The sequence below is a fragment of the Stenotrophomonas sp. STEN056 genome (genome assembly GCF_056759635.1).
This window is the reverse complement of record NZ_JBRRDL010000004.1, coordinates 67,852-89,708: the sequence shown is the minus strand read 5'-3', so window position 1 is coordinate 89,708 and position 21,857 is coordinate 67,852. Positions and strand designations below refer to the sequence as shown.

General features: G+C 65.3%; 19 protein-coding genes. 14 read left to right on the top strand and 5 right to left on the bottom strand.

Going from position 1 to position 21,857, the window contains the following annotated elements:
• The first annotated feature begins 11 nt into the window (after positions 1 to 11).
• The gene (locus ACVOLO_RS03680; protein WP_481568930.1) at positions 12 to 995 is read left to right on the top strand and encodes a LysR family transcriptional regulator; all 984 of its coding nucleotides are present in this window, start codon (positions 12 to 14) and stop codon (positions 993 to 995) included.
• A 61-nt stretch (positions 996 to 1,056) separates the two neighbouring features.
• Here the strand turns inward: ACVOLO_RS03680 and dapE are convergent, their stop codons facing one another.
• From dapE to map, 5 genes are all read right to left on the bottom strand, one after another.
• Positions 1,057 to 2,184, bottom strand: coding sequence for a succinyl-diaminopimelate desuccinylase (gene dapE / locus ACVOLO_RS03675; RefSeq protein ID WP_481568929.1), 1,128 nt, complete (start codon positions 2,182 to 2,184; stop codon positions 1,057 to 1,059).
• A 62-nt stretch (positions 2,185 to 2,246) separates the two neighbouring features.
• A complete protein-coding gene (locus tag ACVOLO_RS03670) occupies positions 2,247 to 2,603 on the bottom strand; it encodes a Spx/MgsR family RNA polymerase-binding regulatory protein (protein ID WP_481568928.1) in 357 nt (118 codons plus the stop codon).
• A gap of 194 nt (positions 2,604 to 2,797) precedes the next feature.
• Entirely contained in the window at positions 2,798 to 3,886 is a 1,089-nt protein-coding gene (gene dapD, locus ACVOLO_RS03665; protein ID WP_481568927.1) for a 2,3,4,5-tetrahydropyridine-2,6-dicarboxylate N-succinyltransferase, read from the bottom strand.
• Positions 3,886 to 6,534, bottom strand: coding sequence for a [protein-PII] uridylyltransferase (locus ACVOLO_RS03660; protein ID WP_481568926.1), 2,649 nt, complete (start codon positions 6,532 to 6,534; stop codon positions 3,886 to 3,888). The genes dapD and ACVOLO_RS03660 overlap by 1 nt, the downstream gene beginning before the upstream one ends.
• Positions 6,531 to 7,307: a type I methionyl aminopeptidase gene (map, locus tag ACVOLO_RS03655; RefSeq protein WP_481568925.1), complete on the bottom strand. Its 777-nt coding sequence runs from the start codon at positions 7,305 to 7,307 to the stop codon at positions 6,531 to 6,533. Before map ends, ACVOLO_RS03660 begins: the two co-directional genes overlap by 4 nt.
• Positions 7,308 to 7,655: 348 nt before the next feature.
• Here map and ACVOLO_RS03650 point away from each other — a divergent pair, with 348 nt between their 5' ends.
• The 13 genes from ACVOLO_RS03650 to rseP all read left to right on the top strand — a co-directional run bounded on the left by ACVOLO_RS03650 (position 7,656) and on the right by rseP (position 21,793).
• Positions 7,656 to 8,177 (top strand): Csu type fimbrial protein, encoded by a 522-nt coding sequence (locus tag ACVOLO_RS03650; RefSeq protein ID WP_481568924.1) that lies wholly within the window; start codon positions 7,656 to 7,658, stop codon positions 8,175 to 8,177.
• A gap of 11 nt (positions 8,178 to 8,188) precedes the next feature.
• Entirely contained in the window at positions 8,189 to 8,989 is an 801-nt protein-coding gene (locus tag ACVOLO_RS03645; protein WP_481568923.1) for a fimbrial biogenesis chaperone, read from the top strand.
• The gene (locus ACVOLO_RS03640; protein ID WP_481568922.1) at positions 8,940 to 11,330 is read left to right on the top strand and encodes a fimbria/pilus outer membrane usher protein; all 2,391 of its coding nucleotides are present in this window, start codon (positions 8,940 to 8,942) and stop codon (positions 11,328 to 11,330) included. The genes ACVOLO_RS03645 and ACVOLO_RS03640 overlap by 50 nt, the downstream gene beginning before the upstream one ends.
• 62 nt (positions 11,331 to 11,392) lie before the next feature.
• Positions 11,393 to 12,358: a Csu type fimbrial protein gene (locus tag ACVOLO_RS03635; protein WP_481568921.1), complete on the top strand. Its 966-nt coding sequence runs from the start codon at positions 11,393 to 11,395 to the stop codon at positions 12,356 to 12,358.
• A gap of 280 nt (positions 12,359 to 12,638) precedes the next feature.
• Complete coding sequence (gene rpsB / locus ACVOLO_RS03630) at positions 12,639 to 13,448, top strand: 30S ribosomal protein S2 (RefSeq protein WP_481568920.1); 810 nt, start codon at positions 12,639 to 12,641, stop codon at positions 13,446 to 13,448.
• Between the two features lie 134 nt (positions 13,449 to 13,582).
• Positions 13,583 to 14,461 carry a translation elongation factor Ts gene (gene tsf, locus ACVOLO_RS03625; protein WP_481568919.1) on the top strand — a complete coding sequence of 293 codons (879 nt, stop codon included), beginning with the start codon at positions 13,583 to 13,585 and terminating at the stop codon, positions 14,459 to 14,461.
• Between the two features lie 176 nt (positions 14,462 to 14,637).
• Entirely contained in the window at positions 14,638 to 16,143 is a 1,506-nt protein-coding gene (locus ACVOLO_RS03620; protein ID WP_481568918.1) for an HDOD domain-containing protein, read from the top strand.
• Positions 16,144 to 16,250: 107 nt separating this feature from the next.
• Positions 16,251 to 16,979: a UMP kinase gene (gene pyrH, locus ACVOLO_RS03615; protein ID WP_481568917.1), complete on the top strand. Its 729-nt coding sequence runs from the start codon at positions 16,251 to 16,253 to the stop codon at positions 16,977 to 16,979.
• A 78-nt stretch (positions 16,980 to 17,057) separates the two neighbouring features.
• A complete protein-coding gene (gene frr, locus ACVOLO_RS03610) occupies positions 17,058 to 17,615 on the top strand; it encodes a ribosome recycling factor (RefSeq protein WP_481568916.1) in 558 nt (185 codons plus the stop codon).
• 15 nt (positions 17,616 to 17,630) lie between these two features.
• On the top strand, positions 17,631 to 18,392 hold the full coding sequence (uppS, locus tag ACVOLO_RS03605) for a polyprenyl diphosphate synthase (protein WP_481568915.1): 762 nt from the start codon (positions 17,631 to 17,633) through the stop codon (positions 18,390 to 18,392).
• A complete protein-coding gene (locus tag ACVOLO_RS03600) occupies positions 18,389 to 19,210 on the top strand; it encodes a phosphatidate cytidylyltransferase (RefSeq protein WP_481568914.1) in 822 nt (273 codons plus the stop codon). The genes uppS and ACVOLO_RS03600 overlap by 4 nt, the downstream gene beginning before the upstream one ends.
• A gap of 1 nt (position 19,211) precedes the next feature.
• Positions 19,212 to 20,408, top strand: a complete 1,197-nt coding sequence (locus ACVOLO_RS03595; protein WP_481568913.1) for a 1-deoxy-D-xylulose-5-phosphate reductoisomerase — start codon at positions 19,212 to 19,214, stop codon at positions 20,406 to 20,408.
• Positions 20,409 to 20,434: 26 nt separating this feature from the next.
• Positions 20,435 to 21,793, top strand: coding sequence for an RIP metalloprotease RseP (gene rseP / locus ACVOLO_RS03590; protein ID WP_481568912.1), 1,359 nt, complete (start codon positions 20,435 to 20,437; stop codon positions 21,791 to 21,793).
• The last annotated feature ends 64 nt before the right edge of the window (positions 21,794 to 21,857 follow it).

Below are 21,857 nucleotides of genomic sequence, written 5' to 3'. Positions count from 1 at the left end.
GAGCTATCCATATGCGTGATACATGGCCCCATCTTCGAGCGACCGACCTGGCTTTGCTCGGTTCGCTGGATGTACTGCTCGAAGAGAAAAACGTGACCCGCGCCGCCGCCCGGCTGCATGTAAGCCAGCCGGCACTGTCGGCCCAGTTGGCGCGCCTGCGCGAGCTGGTCGGCGACCCCTTGCTTGTGCCTTCCAGGCACGGGCGCGGCATGACACCGACCGCACGCGCCCTGGCAATCCGCGATCCGCTACGTGCCGCCTTGCAGCAGTTGGATGTGGCGTTGGCGCACGGCGCCGCGTTTGATCCCGCCCGGGATGCGCGCACCTTCCAGTTGCTGGCCAGCGACAACGGGACGGTGACGGTCGGCCTGGACCTGCTGCAACGTGTCGCCGCGACAGCACCGTTGGTGCAGATCGGCTTCCAGACGGTGCCCGAGCAGCAGGCCGGGGACTGGCTGGAACGCGGCGCAGCCGATCTGTTGATCGCCGCGGATTTCGCGGTACCGCGCGGCATGCAGGCGCGGCAATTGACGCAGGAGCGTTACGTCATGGCCCAGCGCAAGGGGCACCCGCGGGGAAAGCTTGCACCCGACCTGGACGCCTATTGCGCGCTCGGCCATGTGATCGTATCCAGCGATGGCGGCAATTTTCACGGCTTTGTGGATGACGTGCTGGCACGTCATGGACGTACGCGCCGCGTGCGGGTTTCGGTGCAGCAATACCACCTGGCGCCGCTGGTGCTGGGCGCCACCGACCATGTGTGCGTACTACCCGAGCGCTTCCTGCGCCGCTTCGACCATCTCGACCTGCTGCCGCTGCCGGTGGAAATCGAGGTGGCCGGCTTCGCCATGTATGCGGCCTGGCATCCCCGGCACGAGGCCGATGCAGCGCATCGCTGGTTGCGCGAGACGCTGTTTGCCTGCGCCGCAGCGGAGGCCGATGCGGCGTTGATCGACACACCGCGGCGCGCGCCCTGGGAACCGGGGGAACGATGAGTGCGCGGCCTGTTCCGCCGTAGCCAGCAGCGCCAGCCAGGCACTGCCGAACCGTCGGGCTTCAGGCAAGCAGCTTTTCGATCAATTTCCGATACAGGTCCGGCAATGCTTCCAGGTCGGCCACCCGCACGTTTTCATCCACCTGATGGATGCTGGCGTTGACCGGCCCCACTTCGATGCACTGCGCACCCAGCGGCGCGATGAAGCGGGCGTCGGAAGTGCCGCCGCCGGTGCTTTCTTCCGGCGCTGCGCCTGCGAACTCAGCCAGCACATCGCGCGCGACACTGCGCAGGCGCCCCTCCGGCGTATAGAACGGCTCACCGCTGCGGTGCCACTGCAGCGCGTAATCCAGACCGTGGCGGTCGAACAACGCGGTGATCTCGGCTTCGAGCTTGTCTGCGCTCCAGTGCGGGTTGTAGCGCAGGTTGAACATGACCTGCAGCTCGCCCGGGATCACATTGTTGGCGCCGGTGCCGGCGTTGATGTTGGAGATCTGCAGGCTGGTCGAGGGAAAGCTTTCATAGCCATCGTCCCAGTGCCGTGCGGTGAGTTCGGCCAGCGCCGGCGCGGCCAGGTGGATGGGATTGCGCGCCTTGTCCGGGTACGCCACATGGCCCTGCACGCCCTTGATGCGCAGCTTGGCCGACAGGCTGCCGCGACGGCCCACGCGCAGCAGGTCGCCCAGCCTGGCGGTGGAAGACGGCTCACCCGTGATGCACCAGTCAATGCCCTGCCCGCGCTCGCGGAACAGCCGCGCGACATGGCGCACGCCATCAATGGCATCGCCTTCTTCATCGCTGGTCAGCAACACCGCCAGCGTGCCTGGATGGTTGGGATGCGCGGCGACGAACTGCTCGGCAGCAACTACGAACGCGGCCACGCTGCCCTTCATGTCGGCGGCCCCTCGCCCGTACAGCACGCCATCGCGTACCTGCGGCTGGAACGGATCGCTGGCCCAGGTTTCAACCGGCCCGGTCGGCACCACGTCGGTGTGGCCGAGCAGCACCAGCACCGGCGCACCGCTGCCGTGCGTGGCCCACAGGTTGTCGACCTCGCCCAGCCGCAGGTGTTCGCAGTTGAAGCCGGCAGCGTTGAGGCGCTGGGCGATCAGTTGCTGGCAGCCGGCGTCTTCCGGGGTTACCGAGGGACGGGCGATCAGATCGCAGGTCAGAGCTAGTACGTCGTTCATGGGGGCCTTCTGGATCGGTTGCTTCACGGTTTACGTCGCTCCCACTGGTGCTGGAAGACGGATCAGGCGATGTTGAAGCGTGCCTTGAAGCCGTTGTCACTGAAACCCTGGCTCAGGGTGCCGTCGTCGGTGATCACCAGTGGGCGCTTGATCAGCTGCGGGTATTCGCGCAGCAGCAGTTTCCATTCGGCATCGGATTCGGGCGACTTGCGATTGTCCGGCAGCTGCCGCCAGGTGGTTGAGGATTTGTTGATCATCGCGGCGAAACCACCGGCCTTGCCCGCCCATTCGAGCAGGATTTCCGGGCTGGGCTTGTTGTCGCGGTAGTCGACGAAGGTGTAGGCGATGTTGAAGCGATCCAGCCACTTGGTGGCTTTCTTACAGGTGTCGCAGTTTTTAAGTCCGTAGATCGTGGTCATTCTGAATTCCAAAGCCCGCATGACAAAGCCCCTCTCCCGCTTGCGGGAGAGGGGTTGGGGTGAGGGGAAGCTTCTAGCACGTGGTCAGAGCTTCCAACCCGCAGAGCCAGAGCGAAGCAAAAGCTCCCCTCATCCGCCCTTCGGGCACCTTCTCCCGCAGGCGGGAGAAGGGAACAGCCTCGCTACCGACTGGCTTAGTCAGCCAACCCACGCAGCAGGTCATTCACGCTGGTCTTGCTGCGGGTGCGCGCATCCACCTGCTTGACGATCACCGCGCAGTACAGCGAGTGCGTGCCGTCCTTGGACGGCAGCGAACCGCTGACCACCACGCTGTACGGCGGGACGTAACCGTAGGTGATTTCACCCGTGGCACGGTTGTAGATGCGCGTGCTCTGGCTCAGGAACACGCCCATGCCGATCACGCTGTGATGGCCAACGACCACGCCTTCCACTACTTCCGAACGTGCGCCGATGAAGCAATGGTCTTCGATGATGGTCGGGCTGGCCTGCAACGGCTCCAGCACACCACCAATGCCGGCACCGCCGGACAGGTGGCAATGCTTGCCGATCTGCGCGCACGAACCCACCGTGGCCCAGGTATCGACCATGGTGCCTTCGCCCACGTGCGCACCAATGTTGGTGAAGCTCGGCATCAGCACCACGTCCTTGCCGAAGTGCGTGCCACGACGGGCAATCGCGCCCGGCACCACGCGCACACCGGCCTGGCGGAAGCGGGTTTCGTCGTAACCTTCAAAGCGCGACTCGACCTTGTCCCAGAACGGCGCCGGACTGCCGTCCATGACGGCCATCTCATTGACGCGGAAGTACAACAGCACCGCCTTCTTCAACCACTCATTGACCTTCCAGCCACCGTTGCCATCGGGCTCGGCGACGCGGAATTCACCGGACTCCAGGCCGTCGATCACACGGTTGACCAGCGGCCGGGTGGAACCTTCGATCTCGTCCACGGTGAGCATGGCGCGGCGCTCGAACGCGCTCTCGATGCTGAACTTCATTTCCGCCACGCCCGGTGCCGGCGGCTTGCGCAGGCTGCGCGCGCCCAATGCCTCCGCAACGGCCGGCTTGGCGGCCTTCGGCTTGGCGACGGCCAGCTTCTTCGGCGCGGCCTTGACCGGCCTGGCGGCCGGCTTCGCTGCGGCCTTGCCCGCTGCCGGCGCCTTTTTGGCGACGACCTTTTTCACAACCGGCTTGGCAGCGGCAGGCTTGGCGGTCGTGGTCTTCTTTGCGGCGGGCTTCTTGGCAGCAGGCTTCTTGGTGGCCATCAGTGGGGGTCTCCTGGCGTTCTATCGGGTTCCAGGCAAGTCATCAGCGCGTCGCGCAGTGCCTGCCTGGAGGTTTCGGTAAGGGGTTGGTCGTGGCGATCCGTGAGCTGGAACTGATCCTCGGCGCGTTCGCCAAACGTGGCGATGCGTGCATCCTGCACACGCAGTTGCTGGTCGCGCAGCACATGTGCCACGTCGGCCAGCAAGCCGGGGCGGTCAGGCGCCACCAGGTTCAACACGGTGCGGTCGCGCTGGCTGGATTCAAGGAATTCGATGCGCGGTGCAAAGCGGAAGTGCTTCAGCTGCCGCGGCATCACCCGCCGCGCCGGGCGCAATATCTGCACATTGCCGGCCAATGCCTTGCGCAGGGCAGCTTCCAGCCGTGCGGTGTCGCCATCGGCAAAGCTGCCGACGGGGGTGACTTCAAACGTATCGAAAATGGTGTCGTCCGGGCCGTCCAGCACGCGCGCACGATGGATGCCGTAACCGGCGCGGTCCAGCGTCATCACGATGGCGGCAAACAGGCCATCACGGTCCGGCGAGTGCACGAACACTTCCAGTGCATCACTTTCCGGGGTGATCCGGCGCACCTTCACGAGCGTGCCACCCTTGCGCACTTCCACCAGCGAGGCCGCCTGCCACACCAATTGCTCGGGGCGGAAACGCACGAAGCTTTCGTCAGGCATCGCTGCGAACTGGCGGTCAATCACCGCATCGGCGTAGCCGAGCAGGTTCATCTGCGCGCGCACATTGTCGCGCGCTTCCAGCACACGCTCGGCCTTTGGCAGCGCATGCTCGATGCCTTCGCGCAGCGCGCGGCGGGCAGCGAAGTACAGGTCGGCCAGCAGCCGGTCCTTCCACGCATTCCAGAGCTTGGGGCTGGTGCCGGCGATGTCGGCGCAGGTCAGCAGGTACAGATAGTCCAGACGGTCGCGGTCACCCACCAGCGCGGCAAAACGATGGATCACGTCCGGATCGGTGATGTCCTGCTTCTGTGCCGTCACCGACATGCGCAGGTGCTGCTCCACCAGCCACGCCACCAGTTCGGTATCGGAGCTGCTCACGCCATGCGCGGCACAGAACTCGCGCGCATCCACTGCGCCCAGCTCGGAGTGGTCGCCACCACGGCCCTTGGCGATGTCATGGAACAGGCCGGCCAACAGCAGCAGCTCCGGCTTGCGCAGGCGCGGCCAGACTTCATGGGCAATGGAGAAGCGCTCGTCCGCGCGCCCGGTGGCGAACAGGCCGATGTTCCGCAGCACCATCAGCGTGTGCTGGTCGACGGTATAGACATGGAACAGGTCGAACTGCATGCGCCCGGACACCTGCGCAAACGCCGGAATCCACTGCCCCAGCACCCCCAGGCGGGCCATGCGCGCCAGGGTGTCCACCGCGCGCGGGCCGCGCAGCAGGGCCATGAACTGGTCACGCACGGCATCATCCACCTGCGTGTAGGCGGGGATTTCGTCCAGCATTTCCGCCAGGCCACGCGCGGTCATCGAGTGCAGGCCGCGCACATCCGCGGTCCGCGCCCAGCAGGCGAAAAGCGCGAAGATGCTGCAGATGTCGCCATGCGGCCACAGCGGGTCGTCGGCCGACAGATAGCCGCGCCGCAGCGAGAAACCATCGCCCACCGGCTCCGGCGTCGCTTCGCCGTCGAACTGTTCTTCAAAGCGCTGCAGCAGGCGGTCGCTGATGCGGCGGATCACCGCCGCACTGCGATAGAAGCCCTGCATCATTTTTTCCACGCCCAGGCTTTCGACGTCGTCGCCAAACCCCATGCGTGCGGCCAGGGTCTTCTGGTAGTCGAAACGCAGCCGCTCCTCGGCGCGCTGCGCCACCAGGTGCAGCCCAAAGCGCAGCCGCGCCAGTACCAGCCGCTCGCGCTTGAGCGCGGCGGCTTCGTCCAGGCCCAGGTGGCCCAGGCCAACCAATGCGTCGATGTTGCTCACCCCGAACGCGCGCAGCGCCATCCAGCCCAGGGTGTTGAGATCACGCAGACCGCCCGGGCCATCCTTGATGTCCGGCTCCAGGTTGTCAGCGGTGTCACCGAAACGCTGATGGCGCTGCAGCAGCTCATCGCGTTTGGCCAGGAAAAATTCGCGCGGCGGCCAGATCAGGCTGGGTGAAACAGCGCGCGTCAATCCATGTTGTGCGGTGGCATCGGCGCATAGCGGACGCGCTTCGATCAAGGCGGTCAGCACGGTCTGGTCGGCGGCAGCCTGGGCGCATTGTGCTGCCGAACGCACCGCGTGGCTGGCCGGCAGGCCGGCATCCCACAGCAGCGCGAACAACCGCGCCAACGCGGCTTCGTGCGCCTGCTGCACATCGCTTTCGCCAAGTACCAGCAGATCGATATCCGAACGCGGGAACAACTCACCGCGCCCGTATCCCCCCACGGCAAACAGCGCCAGGCCGGCATCGGCCGGAATGCAGCGCTGCCACGCCTGGCGGATCAGGTGATCGGCAGCACGTGCCCGCACGCCGAGCAGGCGCTCGACGTTGTCGCCCTGCTCAAAGCGCCTGCACAAGCCGGCATCGGTGTGTGCCAGCGATTGCCGCGACTGCGCGGCCCACTGTGCATCACCGGCAGAACCTGCCGGCGCGTCCGGTACGTCATCGACCAGGCCCGCCGGCAGTTGGCTCATGCCTGCGCGGATTCGGCTGGCGACAGCGTCAGCACTTCCACGCCGTCTTCGGTCACCGCGATCATGTGTTCCCACTGCGCCGAGAGCTTGCGGTCCTTGGTCACCACGGTCCAGCCATCGGGCAGCACCTTGGTGTAGCGGGTGCCTTCATTGATCATCGGTTCGATGGTGAAGGTCATGCCCGGCTTCAGCACCAGGCCCTGGCCCGGACGGCCGTAATGCAGCACCTGCGGCTCGTCGTGGTAGACCTTGCCGATGCCGTGGCCGCAGTACTCACGCACCACGGAAAAACGCTCGGATTCGGCGTATTCCTGGATGGCGTGGCCCACGTCGCCCAGGGTCGCACCCGGCTTGACCGCACGGATGCCGCGCCACATTGCTTCCTTGGTGGTTTCCACCAGGCGCTTTGCCATCACCGACGGCGTGCCGACGTAATACATGCGGCTGGTATCGCCGTGCCAACCGTCCTTGATGACGGTCACGTCGATGTTGACGATGTCCCCGTCCTTCAACACCTTGGTTTCGCTGGGGATACCGTGGCAGATGACGTTGTTGACCGAGGCGCACACGGTCTTGGGGAACCCGCGGTAGCCCACGTTGGCCGGAATCGCACCCTGCACATTGATGATGTGGTCATGGCAGATGCGGTCCAGCTCTTCGGTGGTCACACCGGGCTTGACGTGGGGGGCGACGATGTCGAGCACCTCGGCTGCCAGGCGGCCGGCGATGCGCATCTTTTCGATTTCTTCAGGGGTTTTCAGTTGGATTGCCATCTGCCGATTATCGCCCATTTGGAGGGGATCGCTGAACCTTTCACATCATTGAACCCCGGGTTCAGGCCCTGCCCCCGGGCCTCCGGCCTCGGACGCTCCGCCCCGGCCCCGCCGGATCCCCCATCCGCGAATGGCCATCAGGCGATTCCCAAACTGACAGCAGACCTGTCGGATCAGCGCCTTTTTGGCGCACAAACATCACAAAAAAAGCCGATTGAGTCATATCTGATCCGGCGATCCGGTCGCCAGGGGACACACTGAATCCGTACCGGGTGCCGCGTCCCTGCCTTGCCAAGAGGGCTCGCCGACGCAGCACCCGGTGCACTCCCCCACTGTCCAAGGATCGCAATGAACCTTCGCACCACCCCGTTGTTCGCCGGCCTGCTTGCTGCCGCCCTGCTGCCGGGCGCCGCCCATGCCGCCAAAAGCGACACCACCACCTTCCAGGTGAAGATCGTCATCACTGAATCCTGCGACGTACACACGGCCACCGCCTCCGATGTCGATTTCGGCACCCACGCCCGCGCCAGTGAAACAGCCGCGATCGACAGCGAGGGCACCTTGAACCTGACCTGCTCCAAAGGCACGCCGTACCAGATCGGCATGAACCCCGGGCTCAACTCCACCAGCACCACCGCAGGTGCCGACAACCGCCGGATGACCAGCACCGATGGCAACTCCGTGCCCTATGGTTTGTATCGCGACAGCGGCAGGACCGCGTTCTGGGGTGCAACCGGCGGCAACAACATGCTCATCGGCACCGGCACTGCGGCCAGCCAGTCCATTCCGATCTATGGCCGTGTGCTTAGCACCGCTGCTGCCCCTGCCGGCACTTACGTCGACACCGTCACCGCCACCGTCACTTACTGAGCGCGTTTTTCATGCACACACGCCACCCGCCCAGGATGCGGGTGGCGAGCCTGTGCTGGCTCGCCACCGCGTTTTCGTTGTTGTTCGTCACCCCCACCAGCCCTGCCCGCGGCAGCGGCCTGCAGGCCTCCCCCATCCTGCTGGAATTCAGCAATACCCAGAAATCGCAGACCCTCTGGCTGACCAATACCGGCGAACACCCCTTGCGCGCACAGATCCGCGTACGGCAATGGACCCAGCTCGAACAGGAAGATCTGCTGCAACCCTCCAACACGCTGCTTGCCAGTCCAGCGCTGGTCGAAATTGCCCCCGGCCAGAAGCAGCTGGTACGCCTGGTGCAGGCGGCCGCACCAGGAACCAATGTCAATGAAACCGCCTACCGCCTGATCGTTGACGAATTGCCCGGCGGTGCCGGGGCGATGACATCGGGCCTGCAGTTTCTGCTGAGTTATTCCATTCCGGTCTTCGTCCTGCCACCTAGCGCCACACCTCAACTGGAGCGCAGCGGCACGCACGTGCCAACCGACGCACAACTGCTGCAAGGCCACTGGCGCGTGGTGGGCAACAACGCCACGTTGACGCTGCACAACCGCGGCGCCCAGCGCATCCGGATCAGCCAGTTGAGCTGGATGACGACATCGGGCCAACACGTGGACATTGCCCCGGGCCTGTTCGGCTACGTGCTGGCCGGCCAGCAGATGCGCTGGACACACACCCTGCCCTCGCCCCTGCCCGCCAACGGCACCCTGAACGCAAAACTCAATGACGACCCTGAACCACAACCACTGCCGCAGATCAGTGTTGATCCATAGGCTCTGCCAAGGCATCGCGGCGGCAATCGCAGCACTCGTCCTGCCCGAGGCCAGCGGCAACGACGCCGTTGCGCTCGCTGCAGGCGGGCAGGAGCTGTACCTGGAAACCCGCGTCAACCAAGCCAGCACCAGCAGACTGGCGCGCTTCGTACTGCGCGGCGACACCCTGCTGGCCAGTGAAGCAACACTGTGGGAGCTGGGGCTGATATTGCCGGTCGAAGTTGCCGCCCAGCGCCTGGTCGAACTCCCGTCGCTGACCGGCGTCAGCGTGGAATACGACGCCCCCCAGCAGCGCATCAATCTGCAGGTGCCGGTGGACATGCTCGACCGCCCACCGATGCATATGGATCTCTCCCACACCCCGGCCATTCTTCCGGACCCCCGCCAGCGCCTGCCCGGCGCGACGCTCGGCTACGACGTGTACGGCCAGCACGCTGCCGGCCATGGCAATTTGAGCGGCTTCAGCGAACTACGGGTGTTCGGGCTGGGCCGTGGCGTGTGGAGCAACACGCTTTCCAGTGGTTTCAGCACAGGCAATAGCCGCCGCCACGCCCGCAACACCCGGTTGGACAGCAGCTGGCAACTGGACTTCCCCACATCCATGCTCTCCCTGACCGTAGGCGACACCATGACCAGCGCACTGGATTGGTCGCGCGCAACGCGCATCGGCGGCATCCGCCTGTCACGCAACTTCGCCCTGCAGCCCTATCGCACCACCACGCCACTGGCCTCGTTTGCCGGCGAAGCCGTGCTGCCGTCCACCGTTGACCTGTATATCGACGGCATCCGCCAGTCCAGCCAGCCCTTGCCGCCCGGACGCTTCCAACTGGACAGCAGCCCCTCGCTCAGCGGCACCGGCCAGGCACAACTGGTCATCACCGACATCAACGGCCAGAGCCGCACGATCGGCTTCAACCTGTACGGCACGCCACAACTGCTGCAGGCCGGGCTGTCGGACTGGTCGGTGGAGCTGGGCACGATTCGTCGCGACTACGGCATCCGCTCTTTTGAATATGGCAACGAGCCTCTGGCCAGCGCCAGCCTGGGCTACGGCGTTAACAACCACCTCACCCTGCAGACCCACGCCGAAGGCAGCCACGGCATCGGCCAGGCCGGCGCCGGCGCGGTCGTGCTGCTGGGCAAGCGCGGCGGCGTGCTGACCGGCTCGTGGGCCGGCAGTCGTGCCGGCGCACTGGCCGGCAATCAGCATGGGCTGGCCTACCAATGGAATTCCCCCCGGTTTTCCGCCTCGGCCAGTACCCTGCGCCGCAGCGCGGGGTATCGCGATGTCGCGGCAGTACACGAGAACGCCACCCTGCCGCGACGTACCGAGCAGGCCTTCCTTGGCCTCACCACTCCCGTCGGGCACCTGGGGGTGAGTTATGTGGCCCAGCACTACCTGGACTTTCCCCGCAGCCGCTATGCCAGCCTGAACTGGTCGCACTCGCTGGCCGACAACATGCAGCTGAGCCTCAGCTTCAACCGCGACCTTGCCAACAACGACAGCGACAGCGCCTTTCTGTATTGGTCCTTGCCGCTGGACCGGCACCTGACCACCTCCGCCTCCGCGCGCCATGACCGGGCCGGCAACGGCCTGTCCATGGAAGCCAACCGCCTCGCGGACCTGGACCAGGGCGGGCTGGGCTGGCGTGCGCAAGTCACCACCAGCGGCAGCGACCACGTCGGCCTGCGCGCGGAGATCCGCCAACACGGCCGGCACGGCCATCTAAGTGCCGGCATGGAGCGCGACAACGGCAGCCACAGCCGCACACTGACTTATGCCAGCGCCGGCGGCGGCCTGGCCTTGCTGGGCGGCCGCCTGTACTCCACGCCGCGCGTCCACGACGCCTTCGCCCTGGTTTCCACCAGCGGCATTGCCGAGGTGCCGGTGCAGTTGGAGAACCGCACCATCGGTGTCACCGACAAGCGCGGGCAACTGCTGATCAACCACCTCAACGCCTGGCAACGCAACCAACTGTCCATTGATCCGCAGGATCTGCCTGCCGACATGGTGCTGGAAACCACCCAAAAGGATGTCGTGCCGGAAACCCGCAGCGGCGTCCGCGTGGACTTCCCGATGCGCCGCACCCTGGCCATGCAGTTCGGCGTGCGTGACCGGGATGGCCAGTGGCTGCCGGCAGGCAGCCGGGTCACCCTCCAGGCCCCGGGCACCCCGCCGACCACCACCCTGGTCGGTCACGAGGGCAAGGTCTACCTGCTTGATCCACCACCGCAGGCACGCCTGCGTTTTCACTCCGACAACGCCCAATGCAGCGCGCCCCTCCCCGAGAGCCCCGTCCGCGAAGGCCGTATCAACCTGGAGGATGTTGTATGCCAATGAGCTTCCGGCCAGCGTGGGTGCGCACTTGTGGGCGCTGTATACGCGCGCATGCAGCCCTGTTCGTGCTGCTGGCATTGATGGTTGCACCACTGCCTGCGCGCGCGGCCCCCACCTGCAAAGCATATCTATCCACTTCGATGGACTTCGGCCCGGTTCCCGCCGATAGCTTTAGAAATACACACGCCTCGCTCCAATTCGAGTGCTCCGGTGCCACGGGCGTGCTCGCGAACGTGACCCAGTTCAGGGCCTGCCTGTTCATTGAGCAGGGCAGCAACCCTTCCGGCATCCACCCTCGTCGCATGAAGGACAGCCAGGGCAACTACCTGAATTACGACCTCTACGCCAACGCACAGCACACACAGCTGATAAGCCCTCACAGCCCTCGCGCACCCATCTACGGCGTCACGCTCACGGTCATGCCGCGAGATACGTACAGATCCAATTTCATGGTCTATGGACAAGCACGCTCGACACTGAACCAGCCTGCCACGTCCACCTACACAAGCGTGCCAGGGCGCACCTTCATCCGTTACAGCTACAGTACCGGCTACGGGTTCCTGCCAACCGACGATGATTGCTACAACGGCCGTGCCGGATTCGCAGGCGGCGCCGGCGAAACAACACTCAGCTTCAGCAGTGTCCGGGCCACGGTTGAAAACGCCTGCCACATCATCACCGCCACCGACATGGACTTTGGTACCGTCGGCGCTCAGGCTGGCCCACAAGACCAGACCTCACGGATCAGTGTGCAGTGCCCCACCAACGCCGCCTGGACCGTCACCCTGGACAATGGCGCCAACGCAAGTGGCGACAAACGCTTCATGGCCTCGGGCCAGAACCGCCTTGGCTACGAGCTGTACAGCGATGCCGGGCGGCAGAAGCGCTGGGGCAACACCCCGACTACCGGCGTCAAAGGCAGCGGCACCTACAAAGAGCAGAGTCTGGCGGTTTACGGGCGCATCCCCGACCTCTCCGAAGCAGTCCCGGGCAGCTACCAGGACCAGATCACGGTGACCCTGACCTACTGACCCCGGCAATATGCCCGCAAGCCGCGCCCGTCCTGCGATTTGCGGCCCGGGCAGGCTGCCCGCTATACTTCGCCGGCTTTGTCGGGCCAAAGGCCTGCCAATCCCGCCCACACCGGGCGTCATCGGTGAATCCTCACCTGTCGTCCCCATCCGTGCCGGGGTGCCCTGTAACCAGGGTTCGGCCACGGAGGCGCCAGGGAAGCCCAACCCCGGAACCTGCCGCTTCAGTGCGGATTCGCCCCTATTTCATGGCGACAGGTTCCCTGCCAGGAGTTTTGCAATGCCCCAGATCACCATGCGTCAGATGCTGGAAGCCGGCGTCCATTTCGGCCACCAGACCCGCTACTGGAACCCCAAGATGGCTCCGTACATCTTCGGCGCCCGCGGCAAGATCCACATCATCAACCTGGAAAAGACCGTCCCGCTGTTCAACGACGCGATGAACTTCATCTCGTCCGTTGCCCAGAAGCGCGGCACCGTCCTGTTCCTGGGCACCAAGCGCAGCGCACGCGAATCCATCAAGGAAGAAGCCGAGCGTTGCGGCATGCCGTTCATGAACCAGCGTTGGCTGGGCGGCACCCTGACCAACTTCGCCACGGTGAAGAAGTCGGTGGCACGCCTGAAGGAGCTGGAAGCCGGTGAAACCGACGGCACCTTCGACCGCCTGGTCAAGCACGAAGTGCTGGGCCTGCGTCGCGAGCGCGAAAAGCTGGAAGCCTCGCTGGGCGGCATCAAGGAAATGAACCGCCTGCCCGACGCCATCTTCGTCATCGACATCGGTCACGAAGACATCGCCATCAAGGAAGCCAAGAAGCTCGGCATCCCGGTGATCGCCGTGGTTGACACCAACTACAACCCGGAACTGGTCGACTACGCCATCCCGGGCAACGACGACGCCATCCGCGCTGTGCAGCTGTACGCTCGCGCCGCCGCTGACGCCGTGCTGGAAGGCAAGGCTGCTGCTCCGAACGCCGCCTCGGTGCGCGAAGAAGAGTTCGCCGGCGCCGCTGCTGGCGAAGAAGCCAAGCCGGCTCGCCGCGCTCCGGCCAAGAAGGCTGCCGCCAAGTCGGGCGACGAAGCTTCGGCCTGATGTACCGGGCGGGCGCAGCCAGTGCGCCCGCCACCCCTGCACCGGCCCCTCCGGGCGCCGGCCACTGACAGGGCCTCGTAACAAGGGCCGGCAATCATTGCCGGCCTACCCCTTTCTATTCGTGAGGAAATTCCATGGAAATCACTGCTTCCCTGGTCAAGGAACTGCGTGAGCGCACCGGCGCCGGCATGATGGAGTGCAAGAAGGCTCTGTCGGAAACCAATGGCGACATCGACGCAGCAGCAGAAGCCCTGCGCAAGTCCGGCGCCGCCAAGGCCGACAAGAAGTCCGACCGCGTCACCGCTGAAGGCCGCATCGGCGTCGCCGTGAACGGCGGCAAGGCCGTGCTGGTCGAAGTGAACTCGGAAACCGACTTCGTTGCCAACGACGTCAACTTCAAGGCTTTCGTGGACAGCGTCGCCGCTGCCGCCCTGGCCGCTGGCGCTGCTGACGTGGAGGCCCTGAAGTCGGTCAAGCTGGATTCCGGCTCGACCGTCGAGGAAACCCGCGCTGCCGCCATCCAGAAGCTGGGTGAAAACATCCAGATCCGTCGCCTGGTGAAGATCGACGGCAACAACACCGTCGGTGCCTACGTGCACTCCAACGGCAAGATCGGCGTGCTGGTCGACCTGGCCGGCGGCAATGCCGAGCTGGCCAATGGCCTGGCCATGCACGTGGCCGCGATGAACCCGCCGCACAACAAGGCCGCCGACGTGCCGGCCGAGTTCGTTGCCAAGGAAAAGGAAATCGAGCTGGCCAAGATGACCGACAAGGACAAGGCCAAGCCGGCTGAAATCCTGGAGAAGATCATCAGCGGCAAGATCAACAAGATCATCAGCGAAGTGACCCTGTACGGCCAGAGCTACGTCCTGGACGGCGACAAGACCGTCGAGCAGGCCGTCAAGGCCGCCGGTGGCGACGTTGTCAGCTTCCAGCGCCTGGCTGTCGGCGAAGGCATCGAGAAGGTGGTGGAAGACTACGCCGCCGAAGTTGCCAAGGCGATGCAGGTCTGATCCTGCCAGCGCACAGCTAGCAAGCAAAGAAGCCGCGGACATCCGCGGCTTCTTTTTTGTGTCAACGAGGAAAGCGACGGCACCCGAAGCACACTCATTTCAAAGCAAACTGTGACGCCCCTTTTATATTTGGGACGTGCATGTATTCTTGGGCCACTGCCGCCCGCGTCCCCGTCATGTCCCCCGAGCTCACTGCAGCCCTGTCACTCTGCCGCAACCTGCCCTCACCGCCCGCCGTTGCGGTGCGCCTGATTGAACTGGCCCAGGACCCGGAAACGGACATTGCCAGCGCCGCGGACATCATCGCGCTGGATATCGGCCTGAGCGCACGAATGATGCGCATCGCCAATTCCCCGCTCTATGCCAGCCGCAGGCGCATCGAGAACCTCGGCCAGGCACTGACCATGCTCGGGCTGAATGCGACGCTGCAGCTGGCACTGGGTTTCAGCCTGGCCCGCGCACTTCACGACGACAGCAACCATGCGCAGCTGCACGATGCCGTCTGGCGCCGCAGCATCCTCAGCGCCCTGGCTGCACGCTACCTGGGCCTTTCGTGCGGCGTGCGCCGTGTCGAAGAGTTGATGCTGGCCGGCCTGCTGCAGGACATCGGCATCCTCACCCTGCTGCAGATCCGCCCGGACAGCTATCCGCAACTGCTGGCCAGCTGCACCAGCAACGAAGCGCTGCTGGCGCGCGAACGCGACAGCCTGCAGTGCAGCCACGCCGACGTCGGCGCAAACCTGTGCGAACAGTGGGGCCTGCCCCGCTACCTGATCGATTCCATCAGCCACAGCGAGCCACCGGCCGAAGCGGTGGACCTGTTTGAACGTTGTGTCGTCCTTTCCGGGCACCTGGCAGATATTTGGCTGGCCGATGACACCGACAGCGCCCGCAACCACGCCCTGCGCCTGGTGCACGAAACCCTCGGCATGGACAGCGCCCGCTTCGAGCAGGTGCTGCAGCAGATGAGCCAGATGCTGCCGGAGATAAGCGCACTATTTGACATCCCGGTGCCTTGCCCTGCGCGCGTCACCTACCTGCTGGACCACGCCAGTGAACTGATCGCCCTGCGCAACCTGCGCGAGCTGCAGAGCGCATCGGCATGGGAACGCCGCGCGGACCACTACGAACAGAAGGCCCGCCGGCTGGCCGAACAGGCACACCTGGACGCACTGACCGGCGTACTCAACCGGCGCCAGCTGGAAGTGGTGCTCGAACAGGAATTCAGACACGCCAGCAATCCCGACCGCCCGCTCTCGGTCGCCTTCATTGACCTGGATGACTTCAAGAAGATCAACGACCAGCACGGCCACCTGGTCGGCGACCAGGTACTGCAGGCCTTTGCCAGCCAGCTGCAATCGCATCTGCGCGGCTCGGACACCGTGGCCCGTTTCGGTGGCGAGGAGTTCGTGGTGCTGTTCCCAAGCACCAACCAGCAGACTGCGGTGGAGGTCATCCGCCGGGTGCTGGGCGCCATCTCCCAGGTCCCGATGGTCACCGTGGCCGATGCCCCGCTGCACATCACCTTCTCCGCGGGGGTTGCCACCCACGGTGTCTACGAACGCTTTGCCGACATGCGCGACCTGCTCAAGGCCGCCGATGACGTGCTTTACCGCTCCAAGAGCCTGGGCCGCAACCGCGTCATCGCCCGCGCACCGGAATCCCAGCCTACCGCCTGCTGAACGACTGCCGGCCTCACCGCCTTTTGTTGCGGCATTGCAACAAAAGCTCTGACCGGAAACCGCAGCTTCCGTTAGAATTCCCGCGTTTTCCAGCCATAGAGGTCGTCATGTCCAAACTCACCTACCAACGCATCCTTCTGAAACTTTCCGGGGAGGCGCTGATGGGAGATGAGGACTACGGCATCGACCCGAAGATCATCAACCGCCTGGCCCGTGAAGTCATCGAGGCCCAGCAGGCAGGCGCCGAAGTGGCGCTGGTGATCGGCGGCGGCAACATCTTCCGCGGCGCCGGCCTGGCCGCAGGCGGCATGGACCGCGTCACCGGCGACCAGATGGGCATGCTGGCCACGGTCATCAATGCCCTGGCCATGCAGGACGCCCTGGAAAAGCTCGGCGCCAAGGCGCGGGTGATGAGCGCCATCAAGATCAACGACGTGTGCGAGGACTACATCCGCCGCCGCGCCATCCGCCACCTTGAAAAAGGCCGCCTGGTGATCTTCGCCGCCGGCGTGGGCAGCCCGTTCTTCACCACCGACTCCGGTGCCGCCCTGCGCGCCATCGAAATCGGCGCCGACCTGCTGCTCAAGGCCACCAAGGTGGACGGCGTCTACGACAAGGACCCGAACAAGCACAGCGATGCGGTCCGTTACGACAGCCTCACCTACGACCAGGTCATCCAGCAGGGCTTGGAAGTGATGGATACGGCCGCCTTCGCGCTGGCCCGTGACAGCGACCTGCCGATGCGCGTATTCGACATGGGCCAGCCCGGTGAGCTGCTGAAGATCCTGCACGGCGAGAACATCGGCACCCTGGTCCACGGCCGCGACAACCACTGACCTTCGCAGGTTCCGGCCCGGTGGAGAGGGCTCTTCGCCTATAATCGGCCGGTTCCAGCACCATCAAGGATTCCGGCGATGATCAACGACATCAAAAGCAATGCGCAGACGCGCATGGCAAAGAGCCTCGATGCTCTGCGCCACACCCTCACCACCATCCGTACCGGCCGCGCCTCCCCGGCGCTGCTGGACGGCATCAAGGTCAAGGCCTACGGCACTGACACGCCCCTGAACCAGGTGGCCAGCATCAGCGTGTCCGAAGGCCGCTCGCTGGTCATCACCCTGTTCGACAAGAACATGATCAAGGAAGTCGAGAAGGCCATCTATGCCTCCGACATCGGCATCACCCCCACCACCATGGGCACCGTGATCCGCCTGAACCTGCCGCCGCTCACCGAAGAGCGCCGCAAGGAGCTGGCCAAGTCGGTGGGCAAGGAAGGCGAGGAAACCAAGGTCGGCATCCGCAACATCCGTCGCGATGCCAACCAGGAAGTAGCCAAGCTGCTCAAGGACAAGGCCATCACCGAGGATGACGACCGTCGCGGCCAGGATGAAATCCAGAAGCTGACCGACAAGGCGATCAAGGACGTGGACGAGATCGTCAAGCTGAAGGAACAGGAACTGATGGCGGTCTGACGGGTGCCGTCTGCCATGCCCAGCGGCACACCCGCACCGCATCTGCCAGGGCACATTGCCATCATCATGGATGGCAATGGCCGCTGGGCGCAGCAACGCCGGAGGCCGCGGATGATCGGCCACCGTGCGGGCGCGCGTGCGGTCAACCGCTCCATCGATTTCTGCCTGGACCACGGCATTGGCACCCTTACCCTGTTTGCGTTCTCCAGTGAAAACTGGGGCCGGCCGCAGGATGAGGTGGATGCGCTGATGAAGCTGTTCCTCGGCGCACTGGACCGCGAAGTGGACGAACTCCACCGTCGTGGCGTGCGCGTGCGCTTCATCGGCGACCGCTCGCGCTTCAGCCCAGGCATCGTGCAGCGCATGCACAAGGCCGAGCAGCGCACCGGCGACAACAGCAGCATGACCCTGGTCATCGCCGCCAGCTACGGTGGCCGCCAGGATATTGCGCTGGCCGCACGTGCACTGGCCGAACAGGTGGCCGCCGGCACCCTGAAACCGGAGCAGATCGACGAGGAACTGCTCGGCAGCCAGGTCGCCCTGGCCGATCTGCCGGCACCGGACCTGTTCATCCGCACCGGCGGTGACACCCGCATCAGCAATTTTCTGCTGTGGCAGCTGGCCTACACCGAACTGTGGTTCACCGATGTGCTGTGGCCGGACTTCGATGCGGCCATCCTTCAACAGGCACTGGATGACTTTGCCCGACGCGAACGCCGCTTCGGCCTGACCAGCGCCCAGATCGCTGCCCACGCGACCCCGAGCAAATCCCAATGACCAAAATCCGCGTGATTGCCGCGTTGATCATGGCCCCGGTGGCCATCTGCGCGATCCTGTTCCTGCCCACGCCCTGGCTGGCCGCCGCCGCAGCGCTGGTGTTCCTGATCGGCCTGTGGGAATGGCTCAAGCTGACCGGCGTGGACGGCCTGCCGCGCACCGTGCTGCTCGCATTGAACCTGCTGCTGATGGTGCTGATGGTGTGGGCCTCGGGAAGCAGCCTGGTGCTGTTCCAGCTGGCCACCTTGGTCGGTGTCGGCTTCTGGCTGCTGGCGCTGGTGTGGCTGCGCTATTTCAACTTCGGCGCACACGATGAAAACAGCGCGCGCATGCTCAAGCTTGCCGCCGGCACCCTGGCCATCATCCCGGCCTGGGCAGCACTGGTACTGCTGCATGCCGAGGAACCCAACGGCCACCTGTGGCTGCTGACCGCATTGATGCTGGTCTGGGCTGCCGACTCCGGCGCCTACTTCGCCGGCCGCGCCTTCGGCAAACACAAACTGGCCCCGCGCATCAGCCCCAACAAGACCATCGAAGGCGTGCTGGGCGGCCTGGTTGCCGGCCTGGTCGTTGCCGGTGCACTCGGCTGGCTGGCCGGCGTGTCCGCCTCCGGTTTCGGTGGCCTGATGCTGGTTGCCGCGGTCGCGGTGCTGGCCTCGGTACTGGGCGACCTGTTCGAGAGCCTGCTCAAGCGCCATGCCGGCGCCAAGGATTCGGGCAATGTAATCCCGGGCCATGGCGGCGTGCTGGACCGCATCGACGGGGTGCTGGCTGCCCTGCCGGTGTTTGCACTGGGCAAGGAATTCTTCGGTTTCTGACATGCCCACCTCCCCTCGCCTGCGCCAGGTTGCCATCCTCGGCGCCACCGGCTCCATCGGCACCTCCACGCTGGACGTCATCTCCCGCCATCCCGGGCAGATGCGCGCCAGCGTGCTGGCGGCCGGCAGCAATGTGGACGCACTGATTGCGCTGTGCCGCACGCATCGCCCCGACCACGCTGTTATTGCCGAAGATGCCTTGTTCGCCCGCCTGCGCGACGGGCTGACCGACGCCGGACTCAGCACCCAGGCCCATGCCGGCCATGCCGCCATTGATGCTGTGGCCGCCAGTGCGCACTGCGACACCGTCGTGGCCGCCATTGTCGGCGCGGCCGGGCTGTCCTCGACCCTGGCCGCAGCCCGCGCGGGCAAGCGCCTGCTGCTGGCCAACAAGGAATCGCTGGTGCTGGCCGGCGAACTGCTGACCCGCGAAGCGGCGGCCGCAGGCGCCGAAATCATTCCGATCGACAGCGAACACAACGCCATCTTTCAGTGCCTGCGCTCACGTGACGCCCGCCTGGAAGCCGGGGTACGGCGGATCATCCTCACCGCCTCCGGCGGCCCGTTCCGCGGGCGCAGCCGCGCCGAACTGGAAGCGGTGACCGTGGCCCAGGCCGTGGCCCACCCGAAGTGGTCAATGGGCCCGAAGATCTCGGTGGACTCGGCAACGCTGATGAACAAGGGGCTGGAGGTCATCGAGGCCCACCACCTGTTCAACGTGCCCGGCTCGCGCATCGACGTGCTGGTCCACCCACAGAGCCTGGTGCACTCGCTGGTCGAGTTCATCGATGGCTCCACCCTGGCGCAGATGGGCCTGCCGGACATGCGCACCACCCTGGCCGTTGGCCTGGGCTGGCCGCAACGCATTGAATCGGGCGTTTCCGGGCTGGACCTGCTCAGCCAGGGTCGGCTCGATTTTGAAGCCCCGGACCTGGAAGCCTTCCCCTGCCTGCGCCTGGCCTGGCAGGCCATGGAGGCCGGTGGCAGTGCGCCAGCCATCCTGAACGCCGCCAACGAAGTGGCTGTTTCAGCGTTTCTTCAGGGCCGTATAGGCTTCCTGTCGATCCCGGCGCTGGTGGAGCACACCCTGTCCACCCTGCCTCACGCCACGGCCGATACACTGGACGCCCTGCTGGCGGCCGATGAACAGGCCCGCCAGATCACCCAAACCGCCATCGCCCGCCTGCCGCATGCCTGAAGCCGCCCCTCAATTGAGTCCCGCCCATGGCTGATTTCCTGGGTTCTGTGTGGTGGATGATCGTCAGCCTCGGCGTGCTGGTGACGTTCCATGAATTCGGGCATTACTGGGTTGCCCGTCGCTGCGGGGTAAAGGTCCTGCGCTTCTCGGTGGGCTTCGGCAAGCCCCTGTGGAGCCGCCGCGACCGCAACGGCACCGAGTTCGCCATCGCCGCCATCCCCCTGGGTGGCTACGTGAAGATGCTCGACGAACGCGAGGCCGAAGTCCCGGCCGGCGAGCGTTGCCATGCCTTCAACAACAAGACCGTATGGCAGCGCATCGCCATCGTCGCGGCCGGCCCCATCGCCAACCTGGTGCTGTGCATCGCCCTGCTCTGGGCGATGTTCGTCATTGGCCGGCAGGACTATTCCCCCAGCGTCGGCCGCGCGACCGGCATGGCTGCCAGTGCCGGCTTTGCCGCCGGTGACCGCTTGCTGGCGGTGGACGGCCGTGCCGTCGATACCTGGGCCGAGGCCAGCATGGCCCTGACCACCGCGGCCATGGACCGCCAGGATGCGCAGGTCCGGGTCCGCGACGTGCTCGACAACGAGCGCACCCGCGTACTGCCACTGTCGCAGTTGCCCGCCGGTTTCGACGAACGCCAGGTGGCAGTCCAGGCCGGCTTCCTGTGGCAGTTCTGGCTGCAACCGGCGGTGATCGAGAAGGTTTCCAAGGATTCCCCTGCCGCCCACCTGCTCCAGGCTGGCGACCTGATCCTGGCTGTCGATGGCCAGCGCGTGGACAGCGCGGACCGGGTCTACCCGTTGATCCAGGCCCTGGGCCAGCGCGGCGGGCCGGGCATGCTGGAGGTTGAGCGCGCAGGCGAGCGCCTGGCACTGGAAGTCACCCCGCAGCCGGCCACCGGCCCCGACGGCAAACCGCGCTGGCTGATCGGCGTGGAATTCCCCACCGGCGTGGCTGCCGCCTATGACGCCCGCCAGCAATACGGCGTGTTTGCCGCGCTGCCCGCCGCAGTGCGCGAAACCGGCAAACTGGCCTCCGATTCGCTGGGAATGATGCGCCGGATGCTGACCGGCCACGCCTCGCTGAAGAATGTTTCCGGGCCGATCACCATCGCCCGCGTGGCCAATGCCTCGGCTGAACGCGGCGTGGACTGGTTCCTGTATTTCCTGGCCCTGCTGTCGCTGAGCCTGTGCATCATCAATCTTCTGCCCATCCCTGTCTTGGACGGCGGGCACCTGCTGTATTACCTTATCGAGTTGGTCAAGGGCAGCCCGCTCAGCGAGCGCGCCATGGCGACGGGTCAATTCATCGGCCTGGCGCTGTTGGCCGGGTTGATGGGGCTGGCGTTCTATAACGACATTCTTGGCCTGGTCCTGCGATGAACTTTTTTCTGCTGTCGTCGTCTTACGCCGGCACCCACGCAACAATGAAATCGACTCCAACCGG

What these genes read in the sequence shown, in the direction of transcription:
- ACVOLO_RS03680 (WP_481568930.1), top strand. Translation starts at nt 12, where the DNA reads ATGCGTGATACATGGCCCCATCTTCGAGCGACCGACCTGGCTTTGCTC.
- rseP (WP_481568912.1), top strand. Translation starts at nt 20,435, where the DNA reads ATGGCTGATTTCCTGGGTTCTGTGTGGTGGATGATCGTCAGCCTCGGC.
- ACVOLO_RS03660 (WP_481568926.1), bottom strand. Translation starts at nt 6,534, where the DNA reads ATGAGCCAACTGCCGGCGGGCCTGGTCGATGACGTACCGGACGCGCCG.
- pyrH (WP_481568917.1), top strand. Translation starts at nt 16,251, where the DNA reads ATGTCCAAACTCACCTACCAACGCATCCTTCTGAAACTTTCCGGGGAG.
- tsf (WP_481568919.1), top strand. Translation starts at nt 13,583, where the DNA reads ATGGAAATCACTGCTTCCCTGGTCAAGGAACTGCGTGAGCGCACCGGC.
- ACVOLO_RS03595 (WP_481568913.1), top strand. Translation starts at nt 19,212, where the DNA reads ATGCCCACCTCCCCTCGCCTGCGCCAGGTTGCCATCCTCGGCGCCACC.
- map (WP_481568925.1), bottom strand. Translation starts at nt 7,307, where the DNA reads ATGGCAATCCAACTGAAAACCCCTGAAGAAATCGAAAAGATGCGCATC.
- frr (WP_481568916.1), top strand. Translation starts at nt 17,058, where the DNA reads ATGATCAACGACATCAAAAGCAATGCGCAGACGCGCATGGCAAAGAGC.
- uppS (WP_481568915.1), top strand. Translation starts at nt 17,631, where the DNA reads ATGCCCAGCGGCACACCCGCACCGCATCTGCCAGGGCACATTGCCATC.
- ACVOLO_RS03640 (WP_481568922.1), top strand. Translation starts at nt 8,940, where the DNA reads ATGACGACCCTGAACCACAACCACTGCCGCAGATCAGTGTTGATCCAT.
- ACVOLO_RS03645 (WP_481568923.1), top strand. Translation starts at nt 8,189, where the DNA reads ATGCACACACGCCACCCGCCCAGGATGCGGGTGGCGAGCCTGTGCTGG.
- ACVOLO_RS03650 (WP_481568924.1), top strand. Translation starts at nt 7,656, where the DNA reads ATGAACCTTCGCACCACCCCGTTGTTCGCCGGCCTGCTTGCTGCCGCC.
- ACVOLO_RS03670 (WP_481568928.1), bottom strand. Translation starts at nt 2,603, where the DNA reads ATGACCACGATCTACGGACTTAAAAACTGCGACACCTGTAAGAAAGCC.
- dapE (WP_481568929.1), bottom strand. Translation starts at nt 2,184, where the DNA reads ATGAACGACGTACTAGCTCTGACCTGCGATCTGATCGCCCGTCCCTCG.
- dapD (WP_481568927.1), bottom strand. Translation starts at nt 3,886, where the DNA reads ATGGCCACCAAGAAGCCTGCTGCCAAGAAGCCCGCCGCAAAGAAGACC.
- ACVOLO_RS03600 (WP_481568914.1), top strand. Translation starts at nt 18,389, where the DNA reads ATGACCAAAATCCGCGTGATTGCCGCGTTGATCATGGCCCCGGTGGCC.
- ACVOLO_RS03620 (WP_481568918.1), top strand. Translation starts at nt 14,638, where the DNA reads ATGTCCCCCGAGCTCACTGCAGCCCTGTCACTCTGCCGCAACCTGCCC.
- rpsB (WP_481568920.1), top strand. Translation starts at nt 12,639, where the DNA reads ATGCCCCAGATCACCATGCGTCAGATGCTGGAAGCCGGCGTCCATTTC.